The sequence below is a fragment of the Sediminibacterium roseum genome, assembly GCF_009939005.1.
GTDB lineage: Bacteria > Bacteroidota > Bacteroidia > Chitinophagales > Chitinophagaceae > Sediminibacterium > Sediminibacterium roseum.
Map to the genome: position 1 here is coordinate 543590 of NZ_JAACJS010000012.1, position 20703 is coordinate 564292.

General features: G+C 49.0%; 22 protein-coding genes and 1 tRNA gene. 12 read left to right on the forward strand and 11 right to left on the reverse strand.

Features of this window, described 5'->3' with window-relative positions:
* Nucleotides 1-75 precede the first annotated feature (75 nt).
* Nucleotides 76-969, forward strand: a complete 894-nt coding sequence (locus GWC95_RS10620; protein ID WP_161818679.1) for a hypothetical protein — start codon at nt 76-78, stop codon at nt 967-969.
* 48 nt (nt 970-1017) lie between these two features.
* On the opposite strand, the gene GWC95_RS10625 is transcribed toward GWC95_RS10620, so the two are convergent.
* The 6 genes from GWC95_RS10625 to GWC95_RS10650 form a co-directional block, all read right to left on the reverse strand.
* Entirely contained in the window at nt 1018-1491 is a 474-nt protein-coding gene (locus tag GWC95_RS10625) for an SRPBCC family protein (protein ID WP_161818680.1), read from the reverse strand.
* A 75-nt stretch (nt 1492-1566) separates the two neighbouring features.
* Entirely contained in the window at nt 1567-4083 is a 2517-nt protein-coding gene (locus GWC95_RS10630; RefSeq protein WP_161818681.1) for a DNA gyrase/topoisomerase IV subunit A, read from the reverse strand.
* A gap of 105 nt (nt 4084-4188) precedes the next feature.
* Nucleotides 4189-4554, reverse strand: a complete 366-nt coding sequence (locus GWC95_RS10635) for a polysaccharide biosynthesis C-terminal domain-containing protein (RefSeq protein ID WP_161818682.1) — start codon at nt 4552-4554, stop codon at nt 4189-4191.
* A gap of 5 nt (nt 4555-4559) precedes the next feature.
* The gene (gene gloA2 / locus GWC95_RS10640; protein WP_161818683.1) at nt 4560-4955 is read right to left on the reverse strand and encodes an SMU1112c/YaeR family gloxylase I-like metalloprotein; all 396 of its coding nucleotides are present in this window, start codon (nt 4953-4955) and stop codon (nt 4560-4562) included.
* Nucleotides 4955-5803, reverse strand: coding sequence for a DUF1835 domain-containing protein (locus GWC95_RS10645; RefSeq protein ID WP_161818684.1), 849 nt, complete (start codon nt 5801-5803; stop codon nt 4955-4957). Before GWC95_RS10645 ends, gloA2 begins: the two co-directional genes overlap by 1 nt.
* A 34-nt stretch (nt 5804-5837) precedes the next feature.
* On the reverse strand, nt 5838-7724 hold the full coding sequence (locus GWC95_RS10650) for a DNA topoisomerase IV subunit B (RefSeq protein ID WP_161818685.1): 1887 nt from the start codon (nt 7722-7724) through the stop codon (nt 5838-5840).
* Between the two features lie 288 nt (nt 7725-8012).
* Here GWC95_RS10650 and GWC95_RS10655 point away from each other — a divergent pair, with 288 nt between their 5' ends.
* The 6 genes from GWC95_RS10655 to GWC95_RS10680 all read left to right on the forward strand — a co-directional run bounded on the left by GWC95_RS10655 (nt 8013) and on the right by GWC95_RS10680 (nt 12742).
* A complete protein-coding gene (locus tag GWC95_RS10655) occupies nt 8013-8438 on the forward strand; it encodes a YkgJ family cysteine cluster protein (protein WP_161818686.1) in 426 nt (141 codons plus the stop codon).
* A 21-nt stretch (nt 8439-8459) separates the two neighbouring features.
* Complete coding sequence (locus GWC95_RS10660) at nt 8460-9635, forward strand: exo-beta-N-acetylmuramidase NamZ family protein (protein WP_161818687.1); 1176 nt, start codon at nt 8460-8462, stop codon at nt 9633-9635.
* 73 nt (nt 9636-9708) lie between these two features.
* Entirely contained in the window at nt 9709-10719 is a 1011-nt protein-coding gene (locus GWC95_RS10665; protein ID WP_161818688.1) for a YCF48-related protein, read from the forward strand.
* Nucleotides 10720-11089: 370 nt separating this feature from the next.
* Nucleotides 11090-11419, forward strand: a complete 330-nt coding sequence (locus tag GWC95_RS10670; RefSeq protein ID WP_161818689.1) for an ArsR/SmtB family transcription factor — start codon at nt 11090-11092, stop codon at nt 11417-11419.
* 51 nt (nt 11420-11470) lie between these two features.
* Complete coding sequence (locus GWC95_RS10675; protein WP_161818690.1) at nt 11471-12310, forward strand: arsenite methyltransferase; 840 nt, start codon at nt 11471-11473, stop codon at nt 12308-12310.
* Between the two features lie 15 nt (nt 12311-12325).
* Nucleotides 12326-12742 (forward strand): arsenate reductase ArsC, encoded by a 417-nt coding sequence (locus GWC95_RS10680; protein ID WP_161818691.1) that lies wholly within the window; start codon nt 12326-12328, stop codon nt 12740-12742.
* A gap of 6 nt (nt 12743-12748) precedes the next feature.
* Here GWC95_RS10680 and GWC95_RS10685 read toward each other — a convergent pair whose 3' ends face one another.
* On the reverse strand, nt 12749-13081 hold the full coding sequence (locus GWC95_RS10685) for a DMT family protein (protein ID WP_161818692.1): 333 nt from the start codon (nt 13079-13081) through the stop codon (nt 12749-12751).
* 130 nt (nt 13082-13211) lie between these two features.
* Here GWC95_RS10685 and GWC95_RS10690 point away from each other — a divergent pair, with 130 nt between their 5' ends.
* Both GWC95_RS10690 and GWC95_RS10695 read left to right on the forward strand, forming a co-directional pair.
* Nucleotides 13212-13502, forward strand: a complete 291-nt coding sequence (locus GWC95_RS10690; RefSeq protein ID WP_161818693.1) for a hypothetical protein — start codon at nt 13212-13214, stop codon at nt 13500-13502.
* 70 nt (nt 13503-13572) lie between these two features.
* Nucleotides 13573-13647, forward strand: a tRNA-Val gene (locus GWC95_RS10695).
* 73 nt (nt 13648-13720) lie between these two features.
* On the opposite strand, the gene GWC95_RS10700 is transcribed toward GWC95_RS10695, so the two are convergent.
* Entirely contained in the window at nt 13721-14158 is a 438-nt protein-coding gene (locus GWC95_RS10700; RefSeq protein ID WP_161818694.1) for a hypothetical protein, read from the reverse strand.
* Between the two features lie 243 nt (nt 14159-14401).
* Between GWC95_RS10700 and GWC95_RS10705 the strand changes: the two genes are divergently transcribed.
* Nucleotides 14402-15460, forward strand: a complete 1059-nt coding sequence (locus tag GWC95_RS10705; protein ID WP_161818695.1) for a ligand-binding sensor domain-containing protein — start codon at nt 14402-14404, stop codon at nt 15458-15460.
* 112 nt (nt 15461-15572) lie between these two features.
* Here GWC95_RS10705 and GWC95_RS10710 read toward each other — a convergent pair whose 3' ends face one another.
* Nucleotides 15573-16241: a Type 1 glutamine amidotransferase-like domain-containing protein gene (locus GWC95_RS10710; protein WP_161818696.1), complete on the reverse strand. Its 669-nt coding sequence runs from the start codon at nt 16239-16241 to the stop codon at nt 15573-15575.
* 130 nt (nt 16242-16371) lie between these two features.
* Here GWC95_RS10710 and GWC95_RS10715 point away from each other — a divergent pair, with 130 nt between their 5' ends.
* Both GWC95_RS10715 and aat read left to right on the forward strand, forming a co-directional pair.
* On the forward strand, nt 16372-16662 hold the full coding sequence (locus GWC95_RS10715; protein ID WP_237722126.1) for an ATP-dependent Clp protease adaptor ClpS: 291 nt from the start codon (nt 16372-16374) through the stop codon (nt 16660-16662).
* Nucleotides 16663-16853: 191 nt separating this feature from the next.
* Entirely contained in the window at nt 16854-17504 is a 651-nt protein-coding gene (gene aat / locus GWC95_RS10720) for a leucyl/phenylalanyl-tRNA--protein transferase (protein WP_161818697.1), read from the forward strand.
* A gap of 15 nt (nt 17505-17519) precedes the next feature.
* Here aat and GWC95_RS10725 read toward each other — a convergent pair whose 3' ends face one another.
* Both GWC95_RS10725 and ccsA read right to left on the reverse strand, forming a co-directional pair.
* Nucleotides 17520-18161 carry a DUF4294 domain-containing protein gene (locus tag GWC95_RS10725; protein ID WP_317164123.1) on the reverse strand — a complete coding sequence of 214 codons (642 nt, stop codon included), beginning with the start codon at nt 18159-18161 and terminating at the stop codon, nt 17520-17522.
* 50 nt (nt 18162-18211) lie between these two features.
* Nucleotides 18212-20701, reverse strand: a complete 2490-nt coding sequence (ccsA, locus tag GWC95_RS10730) for a cytochrome c biogenesis protein CcsA (RefSeq protein WP_161818699.1) — start codon at nt 20699-20701, stop codon at nt 18212-18214.
* Nucleotides 20702-20703: the final 2 nt, after the last annotated feature.

Genomic DNA, 20703 nt, shown 5'->3' on the forward strand with positions numbered 1-20703 from the left:
GGCCGCAGGGCAGATGTTCATATGTTAGGAACTTTTCGGGAGGATCAAAACAAGACTTTGATATTTTGCACCGATATGAACCGTAAGCGCAGCATTGTTATCGTACTATTCTTTCTTTTGTTGAGTTCGGCCTCTTTTTCGCAGCAGGTAGACGGGCATTGGTATGGCGTTGGCATCATAGATGCGGCGAAGGACTATACCAATTACATGTCGGAGCTGGTGTTGAAACAGAAAGGCAAGACCGTTTCGGGTACATTGAATTATTATTTCAAAGATACACTGATGAAAGTTCCGGTGAGCGGCCTGTACGATGTGCAGACACGCAAGCTCCGTATCAAACCCTTCCCGATGATCTATTTTCTTTCTCCAAGCGCAAAGAACAGCATCGATGTGAACATGAGCGGTGAGTTCAACCTCGTGGTGTCCAAAACGGAATCTGTGTTATCGGGCAGTTTGCTCAGCGATCCCGACCACCGCCGTACAACGCCCCCGATCAATTTCCGTTTCCAGCGTTCGAACGATACGGCCAGCCTGGTGATGCAGGATGATGAACCCGAGGAAATAAAACCCACTCAACAAAAAAAAGATACCATTGTAGAAAGAGACGAGACCACCAATAATTTTGTTCAGCGCGCAAAAGTGTTCACCAAAATAATCGAGGTTGAAAATACTTCATTGCGCCTCGAGATCTACGACAATGGCGAGATCGACGGCGATGTGGTGGCCCTGTATCTCAACAACAAAAAAATATTGCCCAGCTCGGGTCTTACGCATCGTGCAATACGGTTGTCGATCAAGCTTGATGAATCACTGGAATACAACGAACTGAGCATGTTTGCTGAAAACCTCGGGCGCGTTCCACCCAATACCGCGGCACTGGTGATTTACGATGGCGCAACAAAATACGAGACCCTGCTTTCGAGCGACCTGAGTAAAAGCGCTACCATCAAACTCGTGAAGAAAAAATGACCGTGGACGCTGGCAGTGAATGTGATCAACATCGGTTGAGAACATTTTTTACCAACTGATCAGCTCCGCATCCAGTTTCTTTGCCAATCCTTTTGCGCCCCATCGCATTACAACATCGTGGTTGTAACTGAATGCGGGCCTTAGGATGAACGATAACCAGTTCATCCATTTTTTATTGGTAAACACCGTCCAGTTGTATTGTACATACGTTATCCCGTTCTTCTCTTCAAAGAACCACTCGCCTTCTCCTTCCAGTTCACCGTATGCTTCGCCCTTGAGGTGTTTGTATTTTTCGTTTTGCGTGAGCCGCATGCTGAAACGGAGTTGGTAGGGCAACACACTCCGCCAGGTGTATTCGCGCACGCCGCCGATCCCGTCTTCGTCGCCCTCTTCTATGGATCTTACGGCTACAACACCTTTCCACCAACCCGGCCATTCGAGTGAATGATAGATTGCATCCCACACCTGTGGCAAGGGAGCCCTGATCTGCCAACGGGTAACGAATGCATAATGCGCAGACATGAATAAAACAATTTGTTATCCAGTTACGGGAAATGCGGTTGAATGGTTTCTTACGACCGTATTCGCCTGGTCACGCTACCCGAACAATTCAGGCTGTGCGTTTTCGTCCTTTGGCTTTGCTTCCCATTCCATCTCTATTGTTTTGCTGTAGTCGGTAAGTTTTGCCCCTACTGCTTTCCACCCCATCACCTCCACCATTTTCGCAACCTTGAATTTCGCTTTGCGGATCTGCTGGCCGCGGCCCGTTTGCACCATCAGTATCGGTTCCTCGTCTGTGGTAACGGCCTCCAGGCGGTTGCCATCGCCTTCCTTGATGAAGGTGAACTGCGTTTTCAAAGTAGTGGTTTCTATTTTGAAACGTTTGATGTTGTATTGCCCTTTGTCGTTGTCGAGGTAAACGGCGCTGATGATCTTTTCGGGAACAAACTTCTCGATCAGCATGATCTTCTCCGGCTCAAAACGTTGGGTAATCTCGGTATCCGTTAATTCGTAGGATCCATCTTTGTAAAACACCACCAGTTTTTCATCTTCAAAGCTTCCGAGGTATTTGCCTTTTTCTTCTGTGTTCAGCCTGCCGAATTTATCATCGAACCAGAGTTTTCTTCCTGCCAGTGTGCTCTTGCCGGCTTCTTTGAGCTTTACTGTTTTCACCGGGTATTTTGTAACCTGGTTACCCATACTTCCGCGGCCCTTGATCTCCAGTTCTTCAAAATAAAAATCGAATTCCTTGATGCGCGCGGTGGAGTTAGGGCTCAGCACCACCTTTACGGTTTCGGCCTCTCCATTCGGGTTGGCGGTAAAATAATGAACCTTGCTTTTTTCCGAACCCTTGGTGAGATCGTATTCTTTGTCGCGCGTGATACCGGTCACATTGAAACGCTTTGCATAACTCACTCCCGATTTACCATCGAGATAGATCATGTTATACGTGGTGCGTTCGTCGTTCTTTTCAAAAACAGCGGCATGGATGATGTCTTTGCCGATGAATGTTTTGTCCTGCACCTTTACAACCTTCATCGTTCCGCCTTTTGTGAAAGCGATGATATCGTCGTAGTCGGAGCATTCGCAGAGAAACTCATCCTTCTTCAGTGATGTTCCGATAAAACCTTCTGCACGGTTCAGGTATAATTTTGTGTTGGCGATCGCAACATGTTTAACCTGGATCGTATCAAATTCCTTGATCTCTGTTTTGCGTTCCCTTCCTTTCCCGTATTTCTTCAGCAGCATTTCGAAATAGGCAACCGCAAAATCGGTCAGGTTTTCGAGATCGAACTTTACCTGTTTGATGTCTGCCTCGATGCCCTTGATCTGTTCGTTGAGTTCATTGATATCCAGACGGTAAATCCTTCTTACCGGTTTTTCGGTCAGCTTCAGTATGTCTTCGCGCTCAATGGCTCTTTTCAGTTTTTTCTTAAAGGGAACAAAGGCCTTGTCTATCGCTTCGATCACATGATCCCATGTTGCGTGTTTCTGCTCCAGTTCTTTGTAGATCTTTTCTTCAAAGAATATTTTTTCGAGCGAGGTGTAATGCCATTTGTCTTCGAGCTCCGCCAACCTGATCTCGAGCTCTTTCTTTAATAAGGCTTTGGTATTTTCCGTAGATACATTCAGCAATTCATGTGCCGTTAAGAATTGCGGTTTGTTGTTTACGATCACGCATGCGTTTGGCGAAATGCTTACCTCGCAATCTGTAAATGCGTACAATGCATCTATGGTAATATCGGGTGAGATGCCCGGCGCGAGGTCGATCTGTATTTCAACATCCGCTGCCGTTACATCCGTTACTTTTTTGATCTTGATCTTTCCCTGGTCGTTCGCCTTGGTGATGGATTCCATCAGCTGCGTGGTGGTAACGCCGTAAGGAACGTCGCGTATCACCAGCGTTTTTTTGTCGAGCTCTTCCACGTGCGCCCGTACGCGCACTTTGCCGCCGCGTTTGCCATCGTTGTAATTGGTCACATCGATCATTCCCCCGGTCTGAAAATCGGGATACAGCTCAAATTTCCTTCCGCGCAGGCTTTTGATGGATGCTTCGATCAGTTCACAAAAATTATGGGGAAGGATCTTTGTTGAAAGCCCCACCGCGATCCCATCCGCCCCCTGTGCGAGCAGCAGCGGAAATTTCATCGGTAATGTTACGGGCTCGTTTTTCCTTCCGTCGTAGCTGAGTTGCCATTCGGTTGTTTTGCTGTTGAAGGCAACTTCGAGCGCGAACTTAGACAGGCGCGCCTCGATGTAACGGGAGGCGGCGGCCTCATCGCCGGTTCTTACATCGCCCCAGTTTCCCTGTGTTTCTATGAGAAGGTCTTTCTGTCCCAGGTTCACCAATGCATCCCCGATGCTTGCATCGCCGTGCGGGTGGTACTGCATGCTCTGCCCGATGATGTTGGCCACTTTGTTGAAGCGCCCGTCGTCCATCTCCTTCATCGAATGAAGAATACGGCGCTGCACGGGTTTCAGCCCATCCTCGATAGCCGGCACCGCGCGCTCCAATATTACATAAGAAGCATAATCAAGGAACCAGTTCTTGTATTGTCCCTGCACACCCGTTTCATTCTCAAATACCCGGTTCTCTTTTTTTTCTTTAGCCATCTGTTTTACCCCCTGATTTTATTATCCCGATAAGCAATCAAAAACCAAGATCAACAATGCATTGCCCAGGTCCCCAATTCCTAATTTCTAATTCCTAATTCCCAATTACCTATAGGTGTCTTCCTTCCCATCCTCCAACGCATTCATCTCAAACACCACAATATCCGTATCTGCCATTACTTCGTGCCAGGCCCAGGCCTGAATTTCCACAAGGGCCGGTGCTGTGGCTTTGGCTGTTCCGCTCACCGATGTGTCGCGTACATCGTACCAGTTGATGGTCGCTTCCCCGCTCATGATGATGATCTGCTCGGGGTTCTTTTTTGCCGCGGTGCCCTTGTGGTAGTGCCTCCCGCTTGCGCTCCCTGCCTTGCGGTAGGCAATGATGAACTGTCCCGTACGCTCCGTATCAAAATAATGCGTGCTGCCCCGCTCGTCTTCACCTGCTTTTTTAACAGGAATCACTTTTACCATGTTGGTTATTGTTGATATAGTTCAAGCGGCTGACCATTGGGATCATAAAAGAACAAAAATTCTTTACCGGTATGTTCATCGATCCGTATTTGTTCCACACGAACCTGGTTTTTTTGCAGCCATTCGAAACCTTCTTTCACATCATTCACTGCAAAGGCCAGGTGCCGCAATCCTTTCGCTTCCGGGAACGATGCGCGTTCGCAGTAACCGGGGAAAGAGAACAGTTCCAACTGGTACCGCCCGTTCAATGCAAGGTCCAGTTTGTAAGAGTTCCGTTCTTCCCTGAACACCTCTGCGATCACTGTAAATCCCAGTACGTTTGTGTAAAACGATTTTGAAGTTTCATACAGTTCGCTGCTGGTAAGCACTGCCACATGGTGTATCGCTTCAATTTTCAGCATTACGCTTCGGTTTCTGTTTCTGCCGGTGCTGCCCCCGCGGTTCCGCCCGGGAGTGCAACGGTGATCTCTTTCCAGCCCTTCTCCCAATCGCCTGCGGTCTCCAGTTTCCCCTCAGCCGCCATTTCACGGATCCGCCAGGCAAGAAAGGCGTCGCCGGTTTTTATTTTCATCTTGCCCAATGTTGTTGTAAGCAGCCTGGTAAGTTTTTGCGGCGCACCGGTTACGTGTGCCAGTATGTCTTTGTCGTAAAAATCTGCATCCTTGCCTACGATCTTTTTTCCGCCTTCCAGGAAACGCACCATCGCGTTCTCGTTCATGGTTTTCTTCCATTCGTCAGGATCCACTTCAAATTCGCTCAGCGTGATCGGGCGGGCCAGTTTTTTTGCTTTCAGGAACTCCCTGGGTTGTATTTCGGAGAGCCACGACGGATAAAAGATATTTCCTTTTTCGTTGATGAAAGGGAGATTGTTGAGGTAAAGCACATGGATCCTCGACTGGTATTCTTTCAACTGGCTCATCACCCAATAATAACCCGATACATCATGCGCGTTCTGCGCCATCCAGATCCATACCTGTTCTTCGGGTTCTTCGTCGAGTTTTTTGATGAGGTTGTGCATGGTGAGTTTATCATCCACAATATCGAGCTGGTCTGTATAAGGCGAATATTCCAGCGTTGTTTTGATCCACTCGCGGCGTTGCTGGTAACCCTCCGCGCTGAATAGATCGCGCACGGGGCCTACTGCAAAATCGTCTTTTACCTGGATCACTTCGCCGGTAAGGCTTTCATCCAGCTCAAACACTTTCTGCATCAATTCAACTTCATTTGCATTAAATACGATGTGTATCATTGCGTGTTGTTAACTGTAAAAAATTGGTTCGTCTTTATTCTGCTGCAATCAGGTCAAGATCCGTTCTGAGGTTCTCAATGATCTTGTCCTGTCTTTCGGGCGTATTTTTCCCCATATAAAAATCCAGCACATCGTGTATCGCCACTTCGTTGTTGATGCTGATGAGTTGTTTGCGCATGTCCTGGCCGATGAATTTGCCGAACTCTTCCGGGCTGATCTCTCCCAACCCTTTGAAACGCGTGATCTCGGGCTTGCCGCCTAATTTTTTCACCGCTTCTTTTTTCTCCGTTTCATCGTAACAATAGATCGTCTCCTGTTTGTTGCGCACCCGGAACAACGGCGTTTCGAGAATGTAAACATGCTCGTGCTTAACAAGATCGGGGAAAAACTGCAGGAAGAAGGTCATCAGCAGCAAACGGATGTGCATTCCATCCACATCGGCATCCGTTGCAATGATCACCTGGTTGTAACGCAGTCCCTCCAGCCCGTCCTCTATATTCAACGCATGCTGCAGCAAATTGAATTCTTCGTTTTCGTACACCACTTTTTTGGTGAGACCAAAAGAGTTGAGCGGTTTTCCCCTGAGACTGAAAACCGCCTGTGAGTCTACGTTCCGCGATTTGGTGATGCTTCCGCTGGCGCTGTCGCCCTCGGTAATGAATATGGTGGAGTTCTTCTTCAGTGCCTCGAACTCTTCCTTGTTTTTTGCCGGCGGTTCATCGTTGAGGTGCACGCGGCAATCGCGGAGTTTTTTGTTGTGAAGGTTTGCTTTTTTCGCGCGTTCGTTCGCTAATTTCTTGATGCCGGCCAGCTCTTTCCGCTCGCGTTCATTCTGTTCGATGCGTTTCTTAAGCGCATCTGCCACTGCCGGATTGCGGTGCAGGAAATTATCCAGTTCCTTCGCCAGGAAATCCAGCACAAAATTCTTCATGCTCGGCCCGCCTTCGTAAACCGTTTGCGAACCAAGTTTGGTTTTTGTCTGGCTCTCGAATACCGGCTCCTGAACACGCACCGAAACGGCGGCCACGATGCTGGTACGGATATCCGACGCCTCGTAATCTTTCTTAAAGAAATCACGCACCACTTTTACGTACGCCTCGCGAAAAGCCTGCTGGTGTGTTCCACCCTGGGTAGTGTACTGGCCGTTGACGAATGAAAAAATATCCTCACCATAATCGTTGTTGTGCGAAAGGGCCACCTCGATGTCTTCGCCTTTCAGGTGAATGATCGGGTAACGCAGTTCGTCGGCATTGGTCTTACGGATGAGCAGGTCGAGCAATCCGTTCCTGCTCACATATTTTTTGCCGTTGAAATTCATCACCAGCCCCGCGTTGAGGTAACAGTAGTTCCACAACTGGTTATCGAGGTACTCGTGTATGTAATGGAAATTGCGGAAAACGGTATCGTCGGGTATGAATTCTACCAGCGTTCCATTGGCTTCGGACGTTTTTACCTCTTTGTGCTCGTTTACCAGCTCGCCTTTCTCAAACTCCGCTGTTTTCTGTTTGCCATCGCGGAAAGCCGTAACCTTAAAATACTGGCTGAGCGCATTCACGGCCTTGGTACCCACACCGTTCAGCCCCACACTTTTCTGGAACGCTTTGCTGTCGTATTTGGCGCCTGTGTTGATCTTGCTCACCACATCCACCACTTTACCCAACGGGATCCCGCGGCCGTAATCGCGCACCGAAACCGTTTTTCCCTCGATCGTGAGCTCCACCTGTTTGCCGTGGCCCATGGTGTATTCATCGATACAGTTGTCGATCACCTCTTTTATAAGAACATAGATCCCATCGTCCGGCGCCGATCCATCCCCCAGTTTACCGATATACATACCGGGGCGCAAACGGATGTGCTCCTTCCAGTCGAGCGACCGGATCGATTCTTCGTTGTATTCAAACATATTCTTCACTTCTGCCATATCTCGTCTTTGTTTTCGTCAATTACCAGGAACGGTATTCCAGCTTCCATCGTGTTTGCTTAAGCCGCAAATCTAATTACCTCCCGCGCCACCCCAATTTTACTTTTCGACAATTGGCGTAAGAATGTGGATAAACCTGTTAAAAACCTGGATTTCATTCATTATAAACCGACTAAAAGTTAGTTTTGCCCGATCGAACCCGCAACCCCATATATAGAAACCGACCTGGACCGCATTGCCGCGTTTTCAGCCGGTCATGCCGAAGAAAACGACCGCTTCCGCGATTTTGTGAAGGCGCACGACAGTGAGCAGATCGACAGGATGGTTAATGTATTGAACGACCGGGTTTCGCCACGGGTCAGCTGTACAGACTGCGGCAACTGCTGCAAGAGCCTGATGGTGCTGATCTCCGATGCGGAGGCCGACCATCTCTCAAACCACCTGCAACAGTCGCGCGAATCTTTCGACGCGCAATACCTCGAAAAAGGCAGTAATGGCCTGATGATCATGAACCGCATGCCCTGCCCGTTTTTGAGTGACCACAAATGCACCGTTTACGAGCACCGGTTCGAGGGTTGCAAGGAATTCCCGGCGCTGCATCTTCCCGAATTCAAAAGGCGTCTTTTTACAACGTTCATGCATTACGAGCGGTGCCCGATCATTTTTAATGTGGTGGAACAGCTGAAAGATGAAATGGCATTTGAGCGCGGCTGACGCCGTTCAACATCACCGATCATGGTACATTTTGGAATAGATAGTATAACATCCGGTCAACCGCCCGCCTGGAAAAGCAGCCGCCTCGGCATGGTCACAAACCATGCGGCAACTACGCGTGATTTACAACCATCGCGTGAGGCACTCCTGAAAAGGGGTTTTAACCTTGTGAAATTGTTCTCGCCCGAACACGGGCTCGATGTGCGGGGTGCAGACGGGCATAAAATGAAAGACGGCAGCGATGTGCTGACCGGCCTCCCCGTAGTAAGCCTGTACAGCGATAAACTGGCGCCATCGGAAGAGGATCTTGCAGACATTGATATCGTGCTGTTCGACATCCCCGACATCGGCAGCCGATTCTATACTTATTTATGGACGATGACGCATGTATTGGAAGCATGCGCATTGAACGGGAAAAAGCTGGTGATCCTCGATCGCCCCAACCCGGTTTCAGGAAAAATGGAACTGGCCGAAGGGCCGCTGCTTGAAGAAGCGCAGGCATCATTTATCGGCAGGTGGCCAATGCCGGTCAGGCACAGTTGTACCATCGGCGAGCTGGCCAGCTATTTCAATGCCACACGAAACATCAATGCCAACCTGGAAGTGATCAGGTGCGGGGGTTGGGACAGGGGCATGTTCCAGCCCGATTGGAAAACGCGTTTTGTGCCTACATCACCGGCGATACAGCATTTTCAAAGCATGCTGTTGTACCCGGGGCTTTGCCTGCTCGAGGCTACCAACATCAGCGAGGGGCGGGGAACGGAACATTCTTTTTGTGCGGCGGGCGCGCCATGGATGGATGGGAATGCGATCGCGGGAATTTTAAATGAAATGGGATTGGATGACGTGATCGTTTCACCGGTACGTTTTACCCCGGCAGCGCCATCTGTTAAATACCAGAACCAGGAATGCGGCGGTGTGAGAATGGAAGTAAGACAGCCCGCTTATTTTCAGTCTGTTTCGTATGGATTGATCCTGTTGCGGTTGATCAAACAGATCTACCCCAAACATTTCGAATGGAAACCCTACCCTACACTGGTAAACCCCACAGGTGAAAACCATCTCGACAAATTGCTGGGTATAGCAGGCAGCGAACAACTGTTCGAATTGCCTTTGCCCAGGTTCATCGCAGAGATTACGAAACGCACGCAGTGCAGGAACTGGGGCAAAGAAATGGAGGACTACCTGCTGTATTAAGGGCCATACCCGCTCCCCGCAATAACATACGTTGTATCTGTTGATGATGTACATTTAACAACAAAACCATCCCATGCTCCGTACCGTTTTTTTATCAGCCTCGATTCTTTTTGCCATTGGCACGTATGCACAGAAACCAACCCTCCAGATCATTGAATCGGGGAAGAAAACGAGTATGCGCGGGTTAAGCGTGGTAACAGATAAGGTGATCTGGGTAAGCGGATCGGGCGGAAACATCGCACGCTCAACAGATGGCGGCAACACATTCACCTGGATGAAAGTACCGGGTTACGAGAAAATGGATTTCAGGGATATAGAAGCCTTTGACAAACAAACCGCCGTGATCATGGGCATTACAAACCCTGCGGTGATCCTGAAAACAAAAGATGGCGGACAGCATTGGAGCAAAGTATTCGAAGACACGGCCAAAGGCGCGTTCCTCGATGCCATGGATTTCGATGGCAAAAGCGGTTTTGCGATCGGCGATCCCATAGACCAGCAAAAACTGTACATGCTTTTTACGTCCGACCAGGGTGATACATGGACCAAGGTAAAAGACCTGCCCGAAACCAGTCAGAAAGCAAGGTTAAAAGAAGGCGAAGCATTCTTCGCATCCAGTGGAACCAACATTAAAAAAATGGGCCACGAACCCGTTTATGTTTCAGGTGGAACAAGTTCGAATTTTTATTTTGGACCGGGCCGCTTCAACATACCGATCATGCAGGGAAAAGAAACGACCGGCGCCAACTCGCTGGCGGTACTGGGCACAAAGGCAATGGTGGTGGGTGGTGATTTTGCAAAGGACACGATCGGTTCAAACAACAGCGCGCTGATCGATCTTGCCGAGGGCAGGGTCACTTTTTCCATTCCCCAAACGCCGCCGCACGGCTACCGCTCCTGCGTGATCTACCTCAACAAGAAAACATTGGTTGCCTGCGGAACCTCCGGCATCGACATCTCCACCGACGGCGGAAACAACTGGGAACTGGTGGCGAAAGATGGTTTTCATGTTTGCCAGAAAGCCAAAAAAGGCAAAGCCGTTTTCCTCGCCGGGAACGGGAAGATCGCAAAGCTGGTTTTTTAGTTTTAGCGATACGGTTTCAGCTACGGTATTGACTTCCTGTTCGAACACCGTACAAGACAGCGCGCTGTTTTCATTGCGCCGGGAGATCCTGAAAAAAGATTTCACCATTCCCCAAAAAAAATGGCAGGGTTTTTTAAACCTTCGTGTTTTCACGTGGTCTATTATACAAAGCAAACAACAGATCCGCGTAACACGCGGTGTTTATAAACGCAGTTCTTATGCAGCAGGGTAAAACGGGCGGACCGGAAACGGCGAGCCCTTTTTTATTTCGCTTCCTTCCAAAATGATGTAACAGTTTTAACGGACCGAATAAAAAAATTTTAAAAAAAATATTGCCGTTTTCAAAATTGATCGTATTATTGCGATAGATATGGGCACAACAAAAACAGAACTCTTTACCCGGCAGCAGAACGAGCTTGCAGCAATGGCCAAGGCAATTGCGCACCCCGCGCGTATTGCCATCCTGCAATACCTGGTAAAGAAGAATGCCTGTGTATGTGGAGACATTGTAGACGAACTTGGGTTGGCGCAGGCAACTACGTCGCAGCATTTAAAGGAACTGAAGAATGCAGGAATCATCCAGGGTAATATAGAGGGCGTGAGCGTTTGCTATTGTATCGATCCGAAAGTATGGAAACAGTACAGGGAACTGTTCCATTCCTTTTTCAAGATCGTAGACCTGAAAGGAAACTGTTGCTGATTTTTTTTGCAGTCATTTATCGTAATATTACAATCAATTAAACACTACATCATGAAAACCGACCAGGAACTCAAAGAAATGGTTCAACGCAAGTATGCTGAAATTGCCATGAACGACAAAGAAACAAACCAATCATCCTGCTGTGGCTCGGGCGGCTGTTCTACCGAGGTTTACAACATTATGACGGACGATTACACAGACATGAAAGGCTATAATCCCGATGCCGATCTCGGTCTGGGTTGCGGGCTGCCCACGCAGTTTGCGAAGATCAGGCAGGGCGACACGGTGGTGGATCTTGGCAGCGGCGCAGGGAACGATTGTTTTATCGCACGCGCAGAAACAGGTGAAACGGGAAAGGTAATCGGCGTAGACTTTACACCTGCCATGATAGAACTCGCCCGGAGGAACAACGATGTGCGCGGTTTCAACAACGTGGAGTTCAGGCAGGGCGATATCGAGAACCTTCCGCTGGCAGCCAATACGGCCGACGTGATCGTCAGCAACTGTGTGCTCAACCTGGTGCCCAACAAGGATGCCGTAGTAAAAGAGATCTTCCGCGTTCTGAAAAAAGGCGGGCATTTCAGCATTTCTGATATTGTGCTGGAAGGAACGCTTCCACCTAAGATCCAGGAGGCGGCGGAGATGTATGCGGGTTGTGTTGCGGGGGCCATTCAAAAAGAAACCTATCTTGAACTGATCAGGGTAAATGGGTTCAGCAACATCACGATACAAAAAGACAAGCCGATCATTGTTCCCGATGATATTCTTTCGAAGTACCTTTCAAACGAAGAAATAGCGCGGTTCAAACAATCCGGCACCGGCATCAGGAGTATTACGGTATACGCTGAAAAACAAAACGAGGCATGTTGCGCGCCTGGCTGCTGCAATTAAGTAAAACACACTGATATGAAAAAGATACTGGTTCTCTGCACCGGCAACAGCTGCCGCAGCCAGATCGCCGAAGGCTACCTCCGCTTTTTTTCTCAAGGAAAAGCAGAAGTATACAGCGCGGGCGTGGAAACCCACGGCGTAAACCCGCGCGCGGTGGCAACGATGAAAGAAGACGGGATCGACATCTCGCAGCACACATCGAACAACATCAACGAATACGCAGGCAAAGCGTTTGATTATGTGATCACCGTGTGCGACCATGCGAAAGAGCGCTGCCCGTTTTTTCCTTCAACGGCAGAACGGCTTCATCAGAATTTCCCCGATCCGGCCAAAGCTGCCGGATCGGAAACGGAGATCATGCACGAATTTGCGAGGGTCAGGGACCAGATAAAGGCGTTCAGCAAAGCATTTGTTGAGGAACACATTTCCTGATCTTACTCATTTCTTGAACGCGAAGTAAACGGCGCCCAGTATAAACAGGAAACTGAGAAGGTACTTTGTCTGGAAAGGCTCTTTGAGATAAAACACCGCGAACACCGCAAAAACCACCAGGGTAATGATCTCCTGTGTGATCTTGAGCTGGAACCCGTTGAACCCGTTGAGAAAACCCGCCCGGTTGGCAGGCACCATGAGGCAATACTCGAAAAAAGCAATGCCCCAGCTGATGAGGACCACTTTCCACAAGGCAACATTGGTCTGTTTAAGGTGGCCGTACCAGGCAAAAGTCATGAACACATTGGAAAGCACCAGCAATGCAACAGTTTTCAGCATATGTCGTAAATTAACGGAACGGCTAAAATACTGCAATAAATGCAGAGATTTTGCCCCGCAGCTTGCCAGTTTGCCACAAGAACAAGTGCCGCATGAATCTTGCAGTTGATAACCTGTAAAACAGAAGAGAATGAGAAAGTACCAGGCGATTATCAAGTTTACGATGGATGACCAGTTTATGTCTTTTGTGCCACCACACCGTACCTACGTCAATTATTTACTGAATAAAGGGATCATCGACAGCTATGCAGTTAGCATGGAGAGCCAGACCTGCTGGATAGCGATCAATGCCGAAGACAAAGCGGAGGCCGATGGCTATCTTGCCAAATCGCCTTTGTATAAATACTGGACGTACCAGATAGAAGAATTATTTGTGTACGACAGCCAGCATTATCGTTTACCGGCAGTGCAGCTGAATTAATTTTTAAAAAAGACAAAGTTTTTTTTGGAGGATAGTGTTCAGCCCCTATTTTTGCACTCCCAATAACGAAGGGAGCATAGCTCAGTTGGTTTAGAGCATCTGCCTTACAAGCAGAGGGTCCGCGGTTCGAACCCGTGTGCTCCCACTCAACAATCAAACGGTCAGACGATCATCGCCTGACCGTTTTTTATTTGCAACCTGTTACACCCCCATAGAATTTATTGATTCAGGCCTGAAGCAGCATCCACGTAATAGCGGGATCGCCTGGTCGCCGCATCGTTCAGCCATTTGCTCTCGTACCTGGCCAATGCACAATCAAAAACCCTTTTACCCCCGGCGCCCTCGGCAACACGGCCGATACCCGCCAAAGAATCTGCGGACAGCTTGGCCCGGTCTGCCGCTACCACGCTGTCGATGAACCTGAAATCATCCATCGACAAAACGATCTCGCTGTAACCGCTTTGATCCGACGCTACAACTGTTTTGATGGCGGCACTGTTGTCGAAACCGGAAAGCAGCATTTTTTTAAAGTAGGTCATTTTAAAAGAATACACATATACTTCCCGGCTGCCACGTTCAGCCAACCGATTGGTTTGCGATGGTTTGCAGGACACATACAAAAGGATCACCCCTGTGGTTAACAAAATATATTTCATAACGTCGTTTTTTTTTAGTGAGCCGAGTTAAAAATATCCGGCAAAGCCGGTTATCGCATCGCCGCAATAATTTAGCGCTTTTTTTATTTGCCCAAATTGCTCATCCGTTCCCGACGCCCGTTTTAGCCTGACATGCACCATCCTTTACCATTTATTTACAATGATTACACTTTAATTTACAATATCGGCACCCGGGGAAACAGGATGTGGGCGTAGTTTACGGCCTCAAATCGATCCACGGTTATGAAGCATTTATATACTTGTTCTTTGCTCCTCTTGTCTCTTTTGTTCACCCGCTGCGCACAAAACCAAACGGGTGCACAACAGGATGATACCCATAAACAACAAGACGCAAAGCCCCAACTAAAAGAGAACAGCGCAGGCGCCCTGGCTGTAAGATTAGCAGCTACCGCCAAAGTTCCGGTGAGTATGGTCCGGCACATAAAGCAGGCAAGGAACGGCGACATCCTGGTTGCCTCTTTCCTGGGCGTATTACGGTACGATGGGAAATCTTTCACCAACCTCACAAGTACAGTAATCCCGCCCCGCTTTTCCAGCTTCTGGGATGTGCTCGAAGACCGGAAAGGACATCTCTGGTTCGGCACCCGGGATTCAGGAATTTATCGTTACGATGGAAAATCCTTTCAGCATTTTACAATAAAGAATGGGCTGGGAAGCAATACAGTGATACACATTTACGAAGACAGGGCCGGCAAGATCTGGTTCGGGGGAAACCTTTACGACGGCATTTCCTTTCGACATTTAACTACGAAAGATGGATTTCCGAGCAACCAGATCCGTTTACTCCTTGAAGACAAAACCGGCAAACGCTGGTTTGGCGCACAGTTGGAAAACATGTTCGTTTACGATGGGAAAAACTATACCGTTTTAAAAAACAAAGACGGTAAACCTTTCAACAATGTCTGGTCGATCATCGAAGACAAGAAAGGAAGCATCTGGTTCGGCGACTTTGACGGCCTTTGGCGCTACGACGGCAAAACCTTTACAAACGTATCGAAGAGGGGCGCTTATGCCATCATCCAGGATAAAAAAGGAAACATCTGGACCACGGGCCCGGTTAATCCGCGCGGTGGTGAAGCCTGGGCGCTTTCACGTTATGATGCAAAAACGTTGTACAATAAAACGCCCACCGTAACAGAAATGAGGCGTGGCCGAACAATGGCTTTCCTGGGTATGCTGGAAGCCAACGATGGAAGCATCTGGTATGGATCCGGTACCGGTGTGCACCGCTACGATGGAAAGACCTTTACAGATTTCAGAAGTAAAGAAGGCCTTGAATAATGACATGATAAAATACTTACCAGTTTATACTTTGCTCCGTCGCTTGTTTTGCATTTCATCCGGAGCAGTGCAAACCAGAAACCAGGCCCCGCAAAAATACATGGAACAACAATTACTCAGGCGTATACAATACCCACTCTCCTTCCGAAACCACTTCAACAACACCATCGGTAACCTTAATGGCGGTCTGGTCGTCTACCAGGTAAGAAGGCATGGGCAGCGATGCCGCGAGTTTTTCGAGGTTGGTCCTTGTATTGTCCGGAAAGCTTTCGTAATTCATGTGCGGATGGATGGCAAAATCTACGATGCCCAGCGATTTATCCGATCCCGGTGGCAGTGTGTGGTTGCCATACGTTGTTCCGTAACTCGTCATGATCATGCTGCCCGCGCTGAGCCCGACATAAACCATCCGCTCCAGCAACGATGGCAGGAGCCCGGCCAGCCCGGAGTGGTGCATCCAGTAAGTAAGGTATTGACAATCGCCGCCGCCTACCAGTAAAGCATCCGCCTGTTCGAGCGCAGGGAGCCACACTTCTTTTTTTATACTGGGTAAAGCCGTGAGCTCGAGCAGGCCCAACGTCTTCCACCCTAGATCACAGAACGGATCTCCCAGTTGTCCGCAGATCACCCTGCGTACGATATCGCCGCCGTTGGGTATTCCATATATCGCGGTTGGCACGAACAAGGCATTTGCCTCAGACACAGGTTTGCCAAGCATTTCTTCAAGGGCAGCAAAAATGCTGGGATTACTGATGCCGGCAGATGTTAATAGAAGTCGCACTTTTTGCAACGGAAGTTAGGTGAAATGATCCGAAAAAAAATTGCCGTTTCCGGTTCGGTCAACGTTGCCATTTTTTATAAGTATGGCCGATGTTTCATCACACATTCATTCCAAATCTTACCTTTGTTATATGATGTGGGACAATGCTACCAAACCCTGGCAGGAAGAAGCAACGGAGCTGTTAACGGATGTTACCGACTCGTGCAGCCTGATCGTGTGGAACGACGAGGTAAATACATTCGAATGGGTGATCGAAACGCTCATCAAGATCTGCGGCCATACCAATGAACAGGCCGAGCAATGCGCCATGCTCATTCACACCCAGGGCAAGTACGCCGTTAAAAAAGGCGACTACGACACCCTCAAACCCATGCGCGACGCGATCACCGAAAGAGGAATAGGAGCAACGATAGATCAGTGAGAGAAATTAGGAATTAGAAATTAGTAATTGGGAATTGGCACCATTGCCTACAATCCCGACTATTCCGACGAACCCGACGATCCCGATCCCAAACCATCAGATTATTCCTCTCATTGCCCGTAATTCAATCCTATAATTTTTAACTCCTAATTCCTAATTTCTAATTCCTAATTTCTAATTCCTAACCATTCATGTCTCTTCAAATCCTCCCCCCCACCCTCTGGTTCCCGCCTGTTGAAGATGCGCTGGAAGATGGGTTGCTGGCCATGGGCGGTGATGTGAGTACAGAGCGACTGATCCTTGCTTACCGCAGCGGAATTTTTCCCTGGTACGATGGCGATACGCCGCTCTGGTGGAGCCCCGATCCGCGGTTCGTGCTGTTTCCCGCAAAATTGAAAGTGAGCAAGAGCATGGAAGTGATACTGCGTAAAAATACTTTCCGTTTTACCAGCAATACCGCGTTTGCGCAGGTGCTCCGCTCGTGTAAGGAACTGCAGCGCAGCGGACAGGATGGAACATGGATAACCGATGAACTTGAATCGTCCATCAACCAACTACACAAACTTGGCATCGCCCACAGCGCAGAAGCCTGGATCGGCGATGAGCTGGTGGGCGGGCTTTACGGCATGCGCATGGGCAGGCTTTTCTTCGGAGAAAGCATGTTCAGCAAAGTGAGCAATGCAAGCAAATTTGCTTTTATCAATTATACCCGCCAACTGCTTAATGAAAAAGTGGTGCTGATCGATTGCCAGGTGTATACCCAGCACTTAGAAAGCCTGGGAGCGGAAATGATCCCGCGGAAAGAATTCATGCAAACGCTAAAGGCGAACATCGGCGGTTGAAGCGGCGGCTTTTATTCAGCTTTTATAGCCATACATTTTTTCAACGTCCTTTACTATCTTTTCCATCTCCACATCCTTCCCGTTGGCATCGTAGGTCTGTTTGAGGTTGCTGCCGAAGAGAACGGCCACGCCCTGCCAGAATGCGGCGCTTACAAAGCCTTTGTATTCGTCGATGATCTCGTAACAGTTGTTGCCGGTTTCGCGGTAAATCAGTTTCATGAGCACCTTGCCCTGGTAAATAGAGAGATTGCTCAGCTTGTCTGTAAACTCCCGCTTCAGTTCCCGCTCGCGCGATTTGATGATCTCGCGTCGTTTCTTGCGGTCGTACACATTCACCAGCCGCGCATTGATCTCGTTCATGATCAGGCTTGCCCTTTTTGCGTAAGGATAGGTAACATACACCGCGTTGCGAAGCCGCGTCCAGTCGGCCCAGTAATTTTTCCAGTGCTTCGACATCTTCGTATACACTTCCACCGGGGGAAGAACGCTCCCGGGAATGGTATCGCCCTCAGGGGTAATAAAGGCGTACACCTTAACCGTGTCGTAAGGCCCGCGCTGTGCATGTGCACGGGTGTTGATCATCGTAAATAATACAACAGAGAAACAGGCGACGATGATATGTGGGAACGGGCGTTTCAACGGCTTAAAAATAGACACTTCCGTGCCAATTAATGCTGTATGAACGCTAAAAGTAACCCGCAGAACTGTTAAGAAACGCGTAAACCGCCGCGGTTGCTGCTTTTGACACGCTGTACGATGGACATTACAAAACCGACCACCATAACCACCACGCCCAGCCACAGCACGTTGATCATCGGGAACTCGTATACTTTTAAGGTGATGAGGTCCGTAATGGCGCCGCTTTCCTTGATGCCGATCTCCATCCTGCCGGTTTCTTTATCGATCACCTTATTGAAACGCAACACAAGGCTCTGCGAAACAACCGTGTCTACAATAAACCTGCTGTTCTCCCCGCTCAGCACGATTGCCGGGCGCGCAGGGTAACGGCGCCCGTCCTTGTTTACAACGGTGATGTCGAGCACCACGGCTGTTTCGGTATCGGCGTAACGGTTCCTCAGTTCTTCAGGATTCACGAGCACCTTGTTGAAGATCATAAAACCATTGCTGTAAAAAACACTGTCGCCCGTTTTGGCTTCCCTGTTCCGGAAGCTGGTCGTATCCTCGTGATCGTTTTCGCGGAAGGAAGTGATGTACACGAAAATGTCTTTGTACCAGTAATGCTGCGCCGCAGGATTTGCCGAGAAGCCTTCTCCCCCTTTGTTCTGTTTGATCACATCGGGGTATAATTTGAAATCATCCCGGTTCGCATTCTTCCCTTTGAAATCAATTTCAAAATAGCGTTTGCGGTCTTTGGGATTTATCGTGTCTTTCACATACGTTACCATGTATTTTCCCATATCCGTGGCCACCGATTTGAACAGGGTAATGTTCTCTGCAGGATCGCCCGCCGCATTGCCTTTGTCTTTCGGATCGGCCGCCTGCAACGGTGTTACGCCGGTCGTGTTCCAGCTAAGTACTGTTTTTTTGCTTGAAGAGATCAATATCCCAACCAGCACCAGTCCGAACCCAACGTGCGCAATGGATGCGCCGGCCGCTTTGACCTTCCCGTTCAATCCCTTCCAGATATACGCCGCATTGGCAACCACTGCATAAACAGCGGCTAAAATGGCAACATGGATGGAAGCCAGGAAACCGATACCCTCTTTCCTGAAGTTGATGTTCCCAAACACGCTGATCGCGATACTGATCAGCAAGGCGATGAGTGTGGGGATCCAGATTTTCTTCGCAAAAAACGATCGCGGCGTGTCTTTGTATTTGAAGTATTGTGTAACCGCGGTGAGTATCCCGATCACGATGGCTACATAGATCTGTATGCGGTTGTAAGCCAGTTCAGGATTTTCGGGCGGTGCTATATTGGTGCCGAACATTTTGTTGAACACCGGAACCGATGTTTTGGCAATGATCACGATTCCTGAAAGAAACAATACCAGTGACCCGATGAACATCCAGAATTCGCGGCTGTAGGTATTTTCTTCTTTGGGAATGGACGGGATCTTCTTGTAATTCACAACAAACAGCACGAGCGATGGCACAACAAATACCAGCAGGAACAGCAACAGCTGCGCATTCATGCCAAGATCTGTAAATGCATGCACGGAGGTTTCTCCCAGGATCCCGCTTCTCGTCAGGAACGTTGAATAAAGGATCAATGAGAAGGTAATGATGTAAAAGAAATAAGTAGGGCGCAACGAATACCCGCTGTTGCGGTAGATCAGGTTGGTGTGCAAGCCCGCTACCAATGTTAACCAGGGCACGAGCGATGCATTCTCTACCGGGTCCCATGCCCAGTATCCCCCAAAAGAAAGGCTCTCGTATGCCCAGGCCGCACCCATCATCACCCCCGTTCCCAATACCGCGGCGGAGAAGGAGGCCCATGGCAGGGCAGGTTTGATCCAGTCGTGCTTTTTGCTCAGCAACCCTGCGATGGCATAGGAAAATGGAACGATGGTGGATGCAAAACCGAGGAAAAGGATGGGTGGGTGAATAACCATCCAGTAATTCTGGAGCAAAGTGTTTAGCCCGGTACCGTCTTTCAGCAAACGCAGGTAATCGGCGCGGATCCCGCCATTGACCACATCCTGGAAAATAGGGGCCGAATCTAAAAAGCCTTCGTTGCGCAGCAGTACAAACGGGCTGCTTCCCACCTTAAAGCCGAAGAAGTAGATACCGATGATCATGGTTGCCAGGCAGAACTGCGCAAAGCTCACCACCATCATCACACCTGCTTCCCAGTTTTTTGAGCGGCGGATGAGCACCCATCCTAATACACAATGCCAGAACGACCAAAGCATGAAGCTTCCCTCCTGCCCTTCCCAGAAACAGGCGAACAGGTACTGAACCTGCAGGCCCTTGTCGCTGTGCTTGTAAGCGTACTGGTATTCAAAATAATGGTGCGAAATGATGTAATACAAAGTAGCGAACAGGCCTACCACGCAAACCGTTTCCACAAAAAACACGGCGCGCGCCAAACGCAGCCAGCCCTGTTTCTGGCCGGGGTCCGCCGTGCGGAACGCTTTGGCAAATGCAATGGTGGCAAGCAATGATGCCATCAAAGAAAGTACTGCAAAAAAATGGCCGATCTGTCCAGGAAGTAAATGTTCGCCGATATAATTCATGT